The 13,422-nt window shown below is 72.3% G+C and carries 12 protein-coding genes; 3 read left to right on the top strand and 9 right to left on the bottom strand.

Annotation, left to right across the window (positions count from 1 at the left end):
- The gene (locus ACZ59A_RS08875; protein ID WP_470955422.1) at positions 1 to 672 is read left to right on the top strand and encodes a cation efflux transmembrane domain-containing protein; all 672 of its coding nucleotides are present in this window, start codon (positions 1 to 3) and stop codon (positions 670 to 672) included.
- An 18-nt stretch (positions 673 to 690) separates the two neighbouring features.
- Here the strand turns inward: ACZ59A_RS08875 and ACZ59A_RS08870 are convergent, their stop codons facing one another.
- Positions 691 to 1,047: an ArsR/SmtB family transcription factor gene (locus ACZ59A_RS08870; RefSeq protein WP_470955419.1), complete on the bottom strand. Its 357-nt coding sequence runs from the start codon at positions 1,045 to 1,047 to the stop codon at positions 691 to 693.
- A gap of 67 nt (positions 1,048 to 1,114) precedes the next feature.
- On the opposite strand from ACZ59A_RS08870, the gene ACZ59A_RS08865 reads away from it, so the two are divergent.
- Positions 1,115 to 3,067, top strand: a complete 1,953-nt coding sequence (locus ACZ59A_RS08865) for a heavy metal translocating P-type ATPase (RefSeq protein WP_470955416.1) — start codon at positions 1,115 to 1,117, stop codon at positions 3,065 to 3,067.
- Positions 3,068 to 3,070: 3 nt separating this feature from the next.
- Here the strand turns inward: ACZ59A_RS08865 and ACZ59A_RS08860 are convergent, their stop codons facing one another.
- Both ACZ59A_RS08860 and ACZ59A_RS08855 read right to left on the bottom strand, forming a co-directional pair.
- Positions 3,071 to 5,671 (bottom strand): bifunctional FO biosynthesis protein CofGH, encoded by a 2,601-nt coding sequence (locus tag ACZ59A_RS08860; protein WP_470955413.1) that lies wholly within the window; start codon positions 5,669 to 5,671, stop codon positions 3,071 to 3,073.
- Positions 5,672 to 5,790: 119 nt separating this feature from the next.
- Positions 5,791 to 6,645 carry a TIGR03619 family F420-dependent LLM class oxidoreductase gene (locus ACZ59A_RS08855; RefSeq protein ID WP_470955410.1) on the bottom strand — a complete coding sequence of 285 codons (855 nt, stop codon included), beginning with the start codon at positions 6,643 to 6,645 and terminating at the stop codon, positions 5,791 to 5,793.
- A 145-nt stretch (positions 6,646 to 6,790) separates the two neighbouring features.
- On the opposite strand from ACZ59A_RS08855, the gene ACZ59A_RS08850 reads away from it, so the two are divergent.
- Positions 6,791 to 8,305: a CehA/McbA family metallohydrolase gene (locus ACZ59A_RS08850; RefSeq protein WP_470955407.1), complete on the top strand. Its 1,515-nt coding sequence runs from the start codon at positions 6,791 to 6,793 to the stop codon at positions 8,303 to 8,305.
- Positions 8,306 to 8,368: 63 nt separating this feature from the next.
- On the opposite strand, the gene ACZ59A_RS08845 is transcribed toward ACZ59A_RS08850, so the two are convergent.
- From ACZ59A_RS08845 to ACZ59A_RS08820, 6 genes are all read right to left on the bottom strand, one after another.
- Positions 8,369 to 9,097 carry a transporter substrate-binding domain-containing protein gene (locus ACZ59A_RS08845; RefSeq protein ID WP_470955405.1) on the bottom strand — a complete coding sequence of 243 codons (729 nt, stop codon included), beginning with the start codon at positions 9,095 to 9,097 and terminating at the stop codon, positions 8,369 to 8,371.
- Between the two features lie 54 nt (positions 9,098 to 9,151).
- The gene (locus ACZ59A_RS08840) at positions 9,152 to 9,490 is read right to left on the bottom strand and encodes an antibiotic biosynthesis monooxygenase family protein (protein ID WP_470955404.1); all 339 of its coding nucleotides are present in this window, start codon (positions 9,488 to 9,490) and stop codon (positions 9,152 to 9,154) included.
- A gap of 146 nt (positions 9,491 to 9,636) precedes the next feature.
- The gene (locus ACZ59A_RS08835; protein WP_470957825.1) at positions 9,637 to 10,422 is read right to left on the bottom strand and encodes an APH(3'') family aminoglycoside O-phosphotransferase; all 786 of its coding nucleotides are present in this window, start codon (positions 10,420 to 10,422) and stop codon (positions 9,637 to 9,639) included.
- A complete protein-coding gene (locus tag ACZ59A_RS08830; protein ID WP_470955401.1) occupies positions 10,406 to 11,110 on the bottom strand; it encodes a GntR family transcriptional regulator in 705 nt (234 codons plus the stop codon). The genes ACZ59A_RS08835 and ACZ59A_RS08830 overlap by 17 nt, the downstream gene beginning before the upstream one ends.
- A 50-nt stretch (positions 11,111 to 11,160) precedes the next feature.
- Positions 11,161 to 11,874: a cysteate racemase gene (gene cuyB, locus ACZ59A_RS08825; RefSeq protein ID WP_470955399.1), complete on the bottom strand. Its 714-nt coding sequence runs from the start codon at positions 11,872 to 11,874 to the stop codon at positions 11,161 to 11,163.
- Positions 11,871 to 13,172, bottom strand: coding sequence for a dicarboxylate/amino acid:cation symporter (locus ACZ59A_RS08820; protein ID WP_470955397.1), 1,302 nt, complete (start codon positions 13,170 to 13,172; stop codon positions 11,871 to 11,873). The genes cuyB and ACZ59A_RS08820 overlap by 4 nt, the downstream gene beginning before the upstream one ends.
- Positions 13,173 to 13,422: the final 250 nt, after the last annotated feature.

Genomic DNA, 13,422 nt, shown 5'->3' with positions numbered 1-13,422 from the left:
ATGACCGCGATATCCCTCGGACCGTCCCCGGCTCGCCGCGACGAACTGGCCCGCCGGATACGGCTGCTGGTCGCGGCCACCATCACCTACAACGTCATCGAGGCGGTCGTCGCGGTCACCGCGGGCACGCTGGCCTCCTCCACCGCGCTGATCGGCTTCGGACTGGACTCGGTCATCGAGGTGTCCTCCGCCGCGGCGGTCGCCTGGCAGTTCTCCGCGAGCGAGCACGCCGTGCGTGAGGCGCGGGAGAAGACGACGCTGCGGATCATCGCCGTCTCCTTCTTCGCCCTCGCCGCGTACGTCGGCGTCGACGCCGTCCGGACCCTGACGGGCACCGGCGGGGCCGAAACGTCCGTCCCCGGGATCGTCATCGCCGCCCTGTCCCTGGTCATCATGCCGTTCCTGTCCGCCGCCCAGCGCAAGGCGGGCCGCGAGCTGGGCTCCGCCTCCGCGGTCGCCGACTCCCGGCAGACGCTGCTGTGCACGTACCTCTCCGCGGTCCTGCTCGCCGGACTGGTCCTCAACGCGACCCTCGGCTGGTCCTGGGCCGACCCGATCGCCGCGCTCGTCATCGCCGCCGTCGCCGTCAAGGAAGGGCGCGACGCCTGGCAGGGCAAGGGCTGCTGCGCGGCCCCCTCCGCGACACCGGACGCCTGCCACTGCTGCGGCTGATCACCGGTACGGGCGACGTCAGTCCGTGACGCCCAGGCGGAGGTGTTCCACGTGGTGGAGGGCCTGGTCGAGGAGTTCCGCCACGTGGTTGTCGTGGAGGGTGTAGACGACTGAGCGGCCCTGGCGGGTGCCGGTGACCAGGCCGAGGTTGCGGAGCAGGCGGAGCTGGTGGGAGCAGGCGGACTGCTGCATGCCGACGGCTTCGGCGAGTTCGGTGGCGGGGCAGGGGCCTTCGCGGAGGCGGGCCAGGATCAGCAGGCGGGACGGGGTGGCGAGGGCCTGGAGGGTGGCGGCGACCGTCGGGGCGTTCTCGGGGGTGAGGCGGGCGCGCGGGGCTTCGGCGTCGCCTGCGGGGGTTTGCACTCCATGACCCATGGGCTCATCCTACGGACCGCTTGATGCATGAACACTTGTTCACATGTTGGTGGTAGCGTCTGCGGCCATGACGTCCACGCTCACCACCCGGTCCGCGCCGACGACGGCCCGCCCGGCGGCCGTACCCCGCCGCCGTACTCGTGTGTTCGCCCTGCCGGAGGCCCGCTGGGCGCTGTCGGCGCTCCTGCTGTTCCTGGCCGCGCTGGTGGCGCAGCTGCTCGGTGCGCCCGAGTGGCTGGGGGAGCCGCTGTACGTGGCGGTGTATGTCACCGGGGGCTGGGAGCCGGGGCTGGAGGGGTTGAAGGCCCTCAGAGAACGCACGCTGGACGTGGATCTGCTGATGGTCGTCGCGGCGATCGGCGCGGCGGCGATCGGGCAGGTGCTGGACGGGGCGCTGCTGATCGTCATCTTCGCGACCTCCGGCGCCCTGGAGGCGGTCGCCACCGCGCGGACGGCCGACTCGGTGCGCGGGCTGCTCGACCTGGCGCCCGCGACCGCCACCCGGCTGCTGCCCGGCGGGGACGAGGAGACGGTGGCCGCCGACGCGCTGGCGGTCGGGGACACGGTCCTGGTCCGGCCCGGGGAGCGGGTCGGGGCCGACGGGCGGGTGCTGGACGGGGAGAGCGAGGTCGACCAGGCCACCATCACGGGCGAGCCGCTGCCCGCCGCCAAGGCGGCCGGGGACGAGGTGTTCGCCGGGACCGTCAACGGCACCGGGGCACTGCGGGTACGGGTCGAACGCGACCCGTCGGACTCGGTGATCGCCCGCATCGTGCGGCTGGTCGAGGAGGCGTCGGAGACCAAGGCACCCACGCAGTTGTTCATCGAGCGGGTCGAACAGCGGTACTCGCTGGTGATGGTGGCCGCCACCATCGCCCTGTTCGCCGTCCCGCTCGCCCTCGGCGCGGCACTTCAGCCGACGCTGCTGCGCGCGATGACCTTCATGATCGTCGCATCGCCGTGCGCGGTCGTGCTGGCCACCATGCCGCCGCTGCTGTCGGCGATCGCCAACGCCGGGCGCCATGGCGTCCTGGTCAAGTCGGCCGTCGTCATGGAGCGCCTGGGCCAGGTGGACGCCGTCGCGCTGGACAAGACCGGCACCCTCACCGAGGGCACGCCCCGGGTGACCGAGGTGCGCCCGCTGCCCGGTTCGGGGCTGGACGAGGACGCGCTGCTGCGGCTCGCGGCCGCGGCCGAGCGGCCGAGCGAACACCCCCTGGCCCGCGCCGTCGTGGACGCGGCACGCGCCCGCGGGCTGGCGCTGCCGGACGCCGGAGGGTTCAGCTCCGCGCCCGGGCTCGGCGTCCGCGCGAGCGTGGACGGACGCGAGGTGCGGGTCGGGGCGCCCGCCCGGCTGCTGCCCACGGACCACACGGACCACGTGGTCGTCGCCGAGCTGGAGGCGGAGGGGCGTACCGCCGTCGCCGTCCTGGTCGACGGCGCACCGGCCGGGGTGCTCGGCCTCGCCGACCGGCTGCGCCCCGACGCCGCGGAGGCGGTCGGCGGGCTCGCGGCGCTGACCGGCTCCCGGCCGGTGCTGCTCACCGGCGACAACGCGCGCGCCGCCGACCGGCTGGCGGCCGAGACCGGCATCCAGGACGTACGCGCCGGGCTGCTGCCGCAGGACAAGGTGACCGCCGTACGGGAGCTGGCCGAGGCCGGGCGCCACGTCATGGTCGTCGGGGACGGCGTCAACGACGCCCCCGCCCTGGCGGCCGCCCATACCGGCGTCGCCATGGGCCGGGCGGGCTCCGACCTGGCCCTGGAGACGGCCGACGCGGTCGTCGTACGGGACGAACTGGCCGCCCTGCCCGCCGTCGTACGGCTCTCCCGCACCGCCCGGCGCCTGGTCGTCCAGAACCTGGTCATCGCCGGGGTCTGCATCACCGCGCTGGTCGTCTGGGACCTGGCCGGGCAGCTGCCGCTGCCGCTCGGCGTCGCCGGGCACGAGGGCTCCACGGTCCTCGTCGGCCTCAACGGGCTGCGGCTGCTGCGCGAATCGGCCTGGCAGCAGCGCTGAGGCTCAGTCGCCGAGCACCGGCAGCAGCTCCGGAAGGTGGCCGTCCGAGGCGAGGGCCGCCTGCTGCCGCTCCTCCGGGACGTCCCCGTACGTCGTACCGCGGGGGCGGGCCGGGCGGCCCGCCAGGTCGGCGATGCCGATCAGGTCCTGGATGGAACGGTAGGAGCCGTACGAGGAGCCCGCCATGCGCGAGATGGTCTCCTCCATGAGCGTGCCGCCCAGGTCATTGGCGCCGGAGCGCAGCATTTCGGCCGCGCCCTCGGTGCCGAGCTTGACCCAGCTGGTCTGGATGTTGGGGATGTGGGGGTGGAGGAGGACCCGCGCCATGGCCGTCACGGCGCGGTTGTCGCGGGTGGTGGGGCCGGGGCGGGCGATACCGGCGAGGTAGACCGGGGCGTTGGTGTGGATGAAGGGGAGGGTGACGAACTCGGTGAAGCCGCCCGTCTCCTGCTGGATCTCCGCGAGCAGCCGCAGATGGCCCAGCCAGTGGCGCGGCTGGTCGACATGGCCGTACATCATCGTCGAGGACGAGCGGATGCCCAGCTCGTGCGCGGTCTTGATGACCTCCACCCAGGTCGCGGTCGGCAGCTTGCCCTTGGTGAGGATCCAGCGCACCTCGTCGTCGAGGATCTCGGCCGCCGTGCCGGGGATGGTGTCGAGGCCCGCCTCGCGCGCCGCCGTCAGCCACTCGCGGATGGACATCCCCGTGCGGGTCGCGCCGTTGACGACCTCCATCGGGGAGAACGCGTGGACGTGCATCCCGGGGACGCGCTCCTTCACGGCCCGGGCGACGTCGAAGTACGCCGTACCGGGCAGGTCCGGGTGGATCCCGCCCTGCATGCAGACCTCCACCGCGCCCACGTCCCACGCCTGCTGGGCGCGGTCGGCGACCTGGCTCAGGGAGAGGGTGTACGCGTCGGCGTCGGTGCGGCGCTGTGCGAAGGCGCAGAAGCGGCAGCCGGTGTAACAGACGTTGGTGAAGTTGATGTTGCGGGTGACGATGTACGTCACGTCGTCGCCGACCGCCGCGCGCCGCAGGTCGTCGGCGATGCGGCACAGGGCGTCCAGCGCGGGCCCGTCGGCGTGCAGGAGGGCCAGCGCCTCGGGGTCGGTGAGCTTCGTCGGGTCGTCGGCGGCCTGCGACAGCGCGGCCTTCACGTCCGCGTCGATGCGGGACGGCACCATGCCGGGGGCGGCCGCCTCGCGCAGCGCCTCCCAGTCGCCGTACACCTCGTCGAAGTCGTCGCGCCGGTCGCCGGTGCGGCCCTCGGTGTCGATCGTGCGGTGCAGATCGGTGCGGCCGGAGCCGGAGGCGGCGAACCCCTCGTCCGGCTCCTGCCAGGGCAGCCCGGCGGGCAGCGCGTCCGGGCGGGCGAGGCCCGTCTCCGGGTCGGCCAGCGCGCGCACGTGCGGCAGCAGCCGCGGGTCCAGCCACGGCTCGCCGCGCTGGATGAACTCGGGGTAGACCGCGAGCCGTTCGCGCAGTTCGAACCCGGCGGCCGCCGAGCGCTCGGCCAGCTCGTCCACCTGGGGCCAGGGGCGCTCGGGGTTGACGTGGTCCGGGGTGAGCGGGGAGACGCCGCCCCAGTCGTCGATACCGGCGCCGATGAGCCGCTCGTACTCCGCGTCGACCAGGTTCGGCGGCGCCTGGATGCAGCCGGAGGGGCCCAGGATGTGCCGGGCGACCGCGACCGTGGCGAGCAGGTCCTCCAGCTCCGCGTCCGGCATGCCGCGCATCGCCGTGTCGGGCTTGGCGCGGAAGTTCTGGACGATGACTTCCTGGACGCCGTGGTACGAGCGGGACACGCGGCGCAGCGCGAACAGTGAGTCGGCGCGCTCCTCGTACGTCTCCCCGATGCCGATCAGCAGCCCGCTGGTGAACGGGACGGAGCTGCGGCCCGCGTCCTCCAGGACGCGCAGCCGGACGGCCGGTTCCTTGTCCGGCGAGCCGTAGTGCGGGCCGCCGGGCTCGCTCCACAGCCGCTCGGACGTGGTCTCCAGCATCATGCCCATGGAGGGCGCGACGGGCTTGAGCCGCTGGAAGTCCGTCCAGCTCATGACGCCGGGGTTGAGGTGCGGCAGCAGCCCGGTCTCCTCCAGGATGCGGATCGCCATGGCCCGTACGTACGCGATCGTGTCGTCGTACCCCTCGGCCTCCAGCCACTCGCGGGCCTCGGGCCACCGGTCCTCGGGGCGGTCGCCGAGCGTGATCAGCGCTTCCTTGCAGCCCATTTCGGCGCCGCGGCGGGCGATGTCCAGCACCTCGTCGGGGGACATGAACATGCCGTGGCCCTCGCGGCGCAGCTTGCCGGGGACGGTGGCGAACGTGCAGTAGTGGCACTTGTCGCGGCACAGCCGGGTGAGCGGGATGAAGACGCTGCGCGAGTAGGTGATGACCCCGGGGCGGCCCGCGGCCTCCAGACCGGCGTCCCGCACGCGCGCGGCGGAGGCGGCGAGGTCGCTCAGGTCGTCCCCGCGCGCCTGCAGCAGCACCGCCGCCTCGGCGGTGTCCAGCGCGACCCCCTCGCGGGCGCGCTTGAGCGCACGGCGCATCGCGTTGGCGGTGGGGGACTTCGCTTCATTTCCCTGCGCGCTCGTGGTCATCCTCCGAGCATACGAGTGGGGTCCGACATCGCCAGAGCGGCCGGGCCTGCGGTGATGTGGGTCTGATCACGACAATTCACCGCCGGGGCGGGAATACGGTTGCGTCCTACAGCGACCGGCTACAGGTACCCCGCGTACGCGTCCATCGTGCGCAGGATCTCCGTCTCGTCCCCGGACGGGAGCTGCACGACGACCTCCTCGATGCCGAGGTCGGCGTAGTGGGCGAGCTTGCCCGGCGAGGGGTGCACCGCGTACGGCACCACCTCCAGCGCCGCCGGGTCCCGCCCCGCCTCCGCCCAGACGCGGCGCAGTTCCGGGATGGTCTCCGTCAGACCGCCGCCGCCGATCGGCAGCCAGCCGTCGGCGTACGCGGCGATGTGCGCGAACAGCCGCGGCCCGGCCGCCCCGCCGATCAGGGTGCGCGGCCCGGTGAGGGGGTCGCCGGGCGGGCGCTCCCGGATCACCGGTTTGGGGTACGCCAGGCTCGCCCGCACCGACGCGTACGGGCCCTGATGGGCCGTGGGCTCCTCCGCCCACAGCGCGCGCATCAGCGCCGTCCGGTCGCGGACCAGCTCGCGGCGCTCGGCCCAGACGGTGCCGTGGTCGGCGGCCTCCTCGACATTCCAGCCATAACCGATGCCGAAGGTGAAGCGGCCGCCGGACAGGAAGTCGAGGGTGGCCACGCTCTTCGCGAGGACGACCGGATCGTGCTGGGCGACCAGGCAGATGCCGGTGCCGAGCCCCAGCCGTTCGGTCACGGCGGCCGCCTGGCCGAGGGCCACGAACGGGTCGAGGGTGCGGCCGTACGGGCGCGGCAGCGGCTCGCCCATGGGGGCGGGCGTGTCGCGGCTGACCGGGATATGGGTGTGCTCGGGCAGATACAGCCCGGCGAATCCGCGCTGCTCCAGCTCGCGCCCGAGCCAGGCGGGGCGGACGGTCTCGTCGGTGAGGAACACGGTGGTCGCGATGCGCATGAAGGGGCCGCTCCTCCGGGTTGGCCGATGTGGCTCGCGTATGTTCCCTCACCGCCACGGAGTTATCCACAGGGCTTTCCGCGGATGTCATCCCCGCGTACAACGGTGTGACGCGGGTGACACGGCTACGACTCTGGGGGCAGGCATGCAGCGACGGGACGTACTCAGACTCTCCGCCATCGCGGGCGCGGCGGGGGTGCTCACGCTCGACCCGGTGTCCTTCGCGCAGGCCGACGAGGCGGACGGGGGCGATGAGAAGTCCCGCACGATCACCGGCCATCTGCCCACCGGCTCCCCTGACTTCGTGTATCTCCCGGTGGAGGTGCCGTCCGGAGTCCGCGAGATCGCCGTGTCGTACTCGTACGACAAGCCGACGGTCCCGGCGGGCACGCAGGGGAACGCGTGCGATATCGGCATCTTCGACGAGCGCGGTACGGAGCTGGGCGGGCGCGGCTTCCGCGGCTGGTCCGGCGGCGCCCGTACGGAGTTCGCCATCAGCGCCGCGGAGGCGACCCCCGGCTACCTCGCCGGGCCCGTCCGGGCGGGCACCTGGCAGGTCGTCCTCGGGCCCTACACGGTCGCCCCGCAGGGCCTGGACTACAAGGTCACGGTCACCCTGCGGTTCGGCGCCCCCGGCACCACCCCGAAGCCCGTGTACCCGCCGCAGCGCGCCAAGGGGCGCGGCCGGGCCTGGTACCGGGGCGACTCCCATCTGCACACCGTGCACTCCGACGGCAAGCGCACCCCGGCCGAGCTGGCCGCCGCCGCCCGCGCCGCCGGGCTCGACTTCATCACCACGACCGAGCACAACACCACCTCCGCCCACGGCGCGTTCGAGGGCCTGTGGGGCGACGACCTGCTGATCATCACCGGTGAGGAGATCACCACCCGGAACGGCCATGTGGTCGCGCTCGGCATCACCCCGGGCACGTTCATCGACTGGCGCTACCGCGCGCGGGACAACCGCTTCGGCCAGTTCGCCCGCAAGATCCGGCAGGCGGGCGGCCTGGTGATCCCGGCCCACCCGCACGGCACCTGCGTCGGCTGCAACTGGAAGTTCGGCTTCAACGAGGCCGACGCGGTCGAGGTGTGGAACGCCGACTTCGGCCCGGACGACGAGGCGACCGTCCTGGAGTGGGACAACACCCTGGTCGCCGCCGCCCGCGGGGACGGCCGCTGGCTCCCCGCCGTCGGCAACAGCGACTCCCACCGCGAGCCCGCGCCCGTCGGCCTCCCCCAGACCGTCGTCCTCGCCGACGACCTGTCGCGCACCGCCCTCCAGGACGGCATCCGGTCCGGCCGCTGCTGGATCGCCGAGTCCGCGGACGTCGACCTCACCTTCGAGGCGGTGGACGGCCGCGGCAGGCACGCCGGAATCGCGGACCGGCTGGCGGTCCCGAGGGACGCCGAGGTGACGGTCCGCCTGAAGGTCACGGGCGCGGGCCGTCAGGTCCGCTTCATCACCGACCAGGGCCCGCTGTACACCACCACGCTCCCGGACTCCGGCTCCGGCACCGCCGAGTGGAAGACCACAGCCTCCTACGCGGCCTACGTACGCGCCGAGGTGCGCCACCCGGCGGCGGACGGCGGCGCGTCGGGCGTACCGGGCCCGATGGTCGCCCTGACCAACCCGATCTGGCTGGGCGCCCCCGACCGCTGACGTTGGCGCACCCGAGGATCAGCGGCGGGCCCGTCCGCCCCACGGGCTCAGCCTTCCGCGGGCTCAGCCTTCCGCGGGCGCGGCCAGTGCCGGATCCTGTCCGGACCGGCTCAGGGCCTCGGCGACGAACCCGGACGCGGTCAGATGAGCCACCGTCTCGCTCAGGAACCGCACCGTGTCCGGATGCCGCGCCTTCGTCGTCCCGACGGCCTGCCGGATGGTCATGAACGCGGGCTCGATCAGGCGCAGTTCGGCCCGTTCGGCGAGATGCGCGGTGAGCGGCTGCCGGATTCCCGCCGCGACCTCCAGGTTCTCGGCGTGGAAGACGTCCACCCCCTCCGCGCCCCGGACCACGGTGGCGTGGCGCAGGGTGCGCGTCAGGTACAGGTCGTACGCGGAGCCCTGCTTCACCCCGATACGGACGCCCGGCCGGTCCACGTCTTCCGGCGTCCGCGGCGTGGACTCGGCCGGGACGGCGTACACCCCTTCGATGTGCACGTACGGAGCGGTGAACGCGACCTCCGCCTCCCGGGCGGGTTCGACGGCGAGGAAGCACAGGTCGGCACGGCCGGTGCTCATCGCCTCGAAGGACTTGCGGGCCGCGTCGAAGCAGAGGAACTCCACGTCCAGGCCGAGACGCCGGGCTATCTCACCGGCGAGATCGACGGTGACGCCGCGGGGCGCGTCCGGGGTGCCCTGGGCGAGGACGGGGTTGCCGAGATTGACGGAGGCGCGGAGCACTCCGGCGGGGGCGAGGTCGCGGGCGAGCGCGGTGGTGTCAGGGATCTCCATGGACGGAGTCTAGGGACGGCCGGAAACCGCCCACCGACAGTGGCCATCGGGGGTTCATGCCCGCTGCCCACGGGGGTGGTGGACCGAACGGACCCGCGCGAAGGTCGGATCGTATGCCTCCGCGATCGCCGACGCCTCGGAGATGTGCTCCCGGACGTCGGGGCGCCGCATCGCGTCCTCGTACTGCTGCTCACTGGCCCACTGCGCGTAGTTCACGACGCGGCGGCCGTCCAGACTGACGTGCAGGTTCGCGGAGACGAAGCCGGGCACGGCCAGGAATACGTCGTTGGTCGCCCGGTCGAGGGCGTCGGCCAGCTCGATCTGCCGCTCCGGGGCGACGGTGAAGACGTTCACCACGGTGATCACGTCGGAGTCAACGGAGATCGTCGTCATGGGGGTACTCATATGGGGTGCCTCCGGTGATCGGGCGCGTGACGTTGATGTCAGAACTTTGACATCAAGAACGTAAACACGACCCCCGCCTATGTCAAACTCCTGACATGGGAGCTCCGGAAGTCCACGCCCCTGGCGATTCCTCGCTATCCCCAGGTGAGGGGGTAGAGGTGGAGGTAGAAGCGCTCACGGTCGCGGTCGAGGGTGCTGCCGTAGCGGCGGGCGAACAGAGTCTCCGCCGTGGTCGCCTGCCGGTCATCGGGCCATGTCTCCCGGGCGGTGGCGAGCAGTAGGGCGAGGTCGGCGTACGGGTCGGCCCGCCCGAGGCGGCCGAGGTCGATGAAGCCCGAGACGGTCAGGGTCGCCGGGTCGAGGAGGATATTGGGCAGGCACAGATCCCCATGGCAGACGACCGCTTCGGCGGCCTCCTGCGCGAGACGGCCCTCGACCTGCGGGGCGAGCCGCGCGAGCAGCTCCTCGGGAGGGGTGCCCTGCTGCTCGACGGGCAGGAACTCCGGGTTGACCGCGCCCCGCGCCACAACGTCCTGCGCGGTGGCGAACATCTGCCGGAGATCGCGGCCGAAGGGGCACCCCTGGAGCGGCAGTTCGTGCAGCCGCCGCACGGCATCGGCGATCGGCCCCCACGCCGCGTGGAGCGTGGCCGCCGGGACACGGTCCGCCGGTACGCCCGCCACGGCGCTCGTCACCAGGCGGCCGCCCGCATCGGTCACGCGCCAGTCGAGCACCCGCGCACCGGAAACGCCCTGCGCACGCAGCCACTCGACCCGGTCCCGCTCCGCCTCCAGCGCGGCCACCTGGTGCGCGGGCACGCACTTCGCGTACCGCGAACCGTCATCGGAGCGGAAGACGGCGGCCCCGGACTCCCCGGCGGTGACGGGCTCCCACCTGCCGCCATCACCGCCCACGGGCAGCGAGGTCCGGAGTGTCTTCGGCGAATTGGTTGGTGTCGAAGAGCTGGTTGATGTGTCCGCCGAGTTCGGACCAGTGCCGTCCGGAGAGCTCGGCGGCGGCGCGGGCGTCGCCGGTGGCGCAGACGTCGACGAGCTGGTCGTGGTGCTCGATGGTGTTGCGGCCGCCGAGCAGCGTGGAGAACTTGCGGTAGAGGATGCGGTGGATCTGCGGGTGGACCTGTTCGACGATGCGGCTGAGCACCGGGTTGTCCGCGGCCGCGATGGGGACGGCGTGGAAGCGGTCGTCGGCGGCGAGGGCGGCCGTGGTGTCGTTGGCGGCGACGGCCTGCTCGAAGTCGCGGTTGGCGTCGCGCATCTGCCGTAGGTCCTGCTCGGTCATGACCGGCACGGCGGTCTCAATGGCGAGCTGGTCGAGGGAGCGCAGGACGGCGAGGGTCTTTTCGGCGTCGCGGCGGTTGAGGGTGGTGATGCGGGTGTAGACGCCCGGTTTGGCTTCGACGAGCCCGATGTCGGCGAGCCGGGCGAGCGCCTCGCGCACCGGGGTGCGGCTGAGCCCGAGACGTTCGGCGAGTTCACTGTCCTTGACCTTCTCCCCCGGGGGCAGCTCGCCGCGCACGATGGAGTCGCGCAGGCGGTGGAAGACCTCGTCACTGAGGAGACGGCGGGAGACAGGGCTGTCGAGCGACATATTGCGTACAATACATCGGTTCGCCGCGGTTCCCCCGCCCCTTACAGCCTTCATGCTGCCCGGACCCGGCGGACGAGGACCTGGGCCAGGATGGCAGCCGGATCGACGAGGGGAACGTCTACCGCGTCGGCGGGAAGCCCGAGGGGGATCTCGGTGCACCCCGCGATGATCGCTTGCGCGCCCCGTTCGGCGAGTTGCCGTGCGGCATCGGCCAGGGACGCGGTCGCCGTGCCGGGGGTGCCCGCTTTCACGGCGCGGATGGCGGCCATGACCTCATGGTGCTGGCTGTCGTCGTCGGGGAGCACGAGGCGGATGCCGTAGCGGTCCAGCCATTCCTGGTACAGGCCCGCCCGGACGGTGCCGGTGGTGGCCAACAGCCCCGCGGTGCGGACGGCCGGTCGCAGGGTGGTGAGGTGGCGGGCCACTTCTCCGATCATGTGGACGATCGGCAGGCCCACGGCGTCGGCGATGCGGGGGACGAAGGCGTGCGCGGTGTTGCAGGGGATGGCGATGACGGTGGCACCCGCCTCGCGCAGGACACGGCTGCCGTTGAGGAGCCAGGGGGTGGGATCGGGGCCGTCGCCGAGAAGGGCCTCGGTGCGGTCGGGGATGGTGGGGTCGGACCAGATGACCGTCCTGAGGTGGTCCTGATCGCTGCGGCCCGGAGTCATCGACACCAGCTTGGCGTAGAAGTCGGCGGTGGCCGCCGGTCCCATGCCGCCCAGGATGCCGATGATCTCCGTCGTGCCGACCGGGCAGGTCATCGTGCGTCGTCCTTCTGGAGAGCCTGCGCGAACCGCGGCGCGGGGCCGGTGTCGCCGGGGCTGGTGTCGTCGGGTGCGGCGGCGTCGGCCGTGGCCTCGTGTGGTCCGTGCTTGGCCTCGCGGCGCTTCTCGGAGCTGTCCACGACGGCGGCGGCGAGCGCGTTGCCGATGACGTTCACGCCGGTACGGGCCATGTCGACGATGAAGTCCACACCGAGCAGCAGGGCGATGCCCTCGGCGGGCAGTCCGATGCTGTTACCGGCGGCGATGAGGACGACGACGGAGGCGGAGGCCACACCGGCCATCCCCTTGGAAAGGAGCACCAGCACGCCGACCATGACGAGCAGCGCGGGCAGGGAGGTGTCGGCGCCGTAGGCGTTGGCGATGAAGACCAGGCCCGCGGCCTGGTACAGCACGGAGCCGTCGGTGTTGAACGAGTAGCCGAGCGGAACGACGAACGAGGTCGTCGACCGGCTGAGGCCGAAGTCCTCCAGCTTGCCCATGAGGGGGGCCAGCACGGCTTCGGAGCTGCGGGTGACGAAGGCGATCCCGGCCAGGTTGGCGATCGACTTCAGCAGCGCGACGTAGCGGATGCGGTAGATCGCGGCGATGAGGGGGAACAGCACGCCGATCACGATGACCAGGCCCGCGTAGACGACGGCGATGAAGCCCAGGAGGCTGCGCAGATTGCCGAAGCCGTAGTGGGCGACGTCGTACGAGAGGAACCCGAGGACGCCCAAGGGGGCGACGCGGATGACGTACCCGACGACCTTGAACATCACCGTGGCGACGGAGTCCAGCAGCGTGGCGAAGGGGGCCGCCTTCTCGCCGATGGCGGCCATGGCCACGCCCACCAGCAGGGCGAAGACGATCGCGCCGAGCAGATTGCCCTCGCTGAAGGCGGCGAAGATGTTCTTCGGGACCGCGTGCAGGATCAGCTCGTGGAAGTCGATCCCCTGGTCCAGGCTTTCCAGGTCCTTGGCGTCGGCGGCGCCGACGGGGGCGCCCTTGCCGATGCCGGTGAACTTCGCGAGGCCCACGGCGATGAGGAGGACGACCGTGGTGACGAGTTCGAAGTAGAGGATGGCCTTGCCCGCGATCCGGCCGACCTTCTTGACCGACTCCATGCGGGCGATGCCCAGCACGATGAGCGGGAAGACCAGGGGCAGGACGACGACCTGCACCAGGTTGAGGAAGAGATCGCCGAGGATCTTCATCTGCTCGCCGACGCCCGGCGCGAGAGCGCCGATGAGGGCTCCGAGCCCGACGGCGATGATCGACTGCACACCGATCGGCATCCGCAGACATCGCCGCAGAAGCCCCGGCCGAGGCCCGGGCCGGGCGTCTGTGCTGGTGGCTTGGGTGGGTGGTGCGCTCATCCGTGCTCCAATATATTGCGCTCTGCGTATTGGGCGGTAAGAGTGCGCCTCACCACGGCGGCATGTCAAGGGGTCCCGCACCGGCACACCGCTGAATGGCGAGCGGCTACGACGAGGAGCGCGCATGGCACAGGCCATACGCGCTGAGCACGTTCTGGTGGGTGAAGTA

This window comes from Streptomyces sp. NPDC040405, assembly GCF_055595765.1.
Note: the sequence above shows the minus strand (reverse complement) of the source record. Positions and strands in the feature narration are given on the sequence as shown.

Coding starts and splice junctions, on each gene's coding strand:
- ACZ59A_RS08840 (WP_470955404.1), bottom strand. CDS start 9,490: ATGACGACGATCTCCGTTGACTCCGACGTGATCACCGTGGTGAACGTC.
- ACZ59A_RS08845 (WP_470955405.1), bottom strand. CDS start 9,097: ATGGAGATCCCTGACACCACCGCGCTCGCCCGCGACCTCGCCCCCGCC.
- ACZ59A_RS08830 (WP_470955401.1), bottom strand. CDS start 11,110: ATGTCGCTCGACAGCCCTGTCTCCCGCCGTCTCCTCAGTGACGAGGTC.
- ACZ59A_RS08850 (WP_470955407.1), top strand. CDS start 6,791: ATGCAGCGACGGGACGTACTCAGACTCTCCGCCATCGCGGGCGCGGCG.
- ACZ59A_RS08875 (WP_470955422.1), top strand. CDS start 1: ATGACCGCGATATCCCTCGGACCGTCCCCGGCTCGCCGCGACGAACTG.
- ACZ59A_RS08855 (WP_470955410.1), bottom strand. CDS start 6,645: ATGCGCATCGCGACCACCGTGTTCCTCACCGACGAGACCGTCCGCCCC.
- ACZ59A_RS08870 (WP_470955419.1), bottom strand. CDS start 1,047: ATGGGTCATGGAGTGCAAACCCCCGCAGGCGACGCCGAAGCCCCGCGC.
- ACZ59A_RS08865 (WP_470955416.1), top strand. CDS start 1,115: ATGACGTCCACGCTCACCACCCGGTCCGCGCCGACGACGGCCCGCCCG.
- ACZ59A_RS08820 (WP_470955397.1), bottom strand. CDS start 13,172: ATGCCGATCGGTGTGCAGTCGATCATCGCCGTCGGGCTCGGAGCCCTC.
- ACZ59A_RS08860 (WP_470955413.1), bottom strand. CDS start 5,671: ATGACCACGAGCGCGCAGGGAAATGAAGCGAAGTCCCCCACCGCCAAC.
- cuyB (WP_470955399.1), bottom strand. CDS start 11,874: ATGACCTGCCCGGTCGGCACGACGGAGATCATCGGCATCCTGGGCGGC.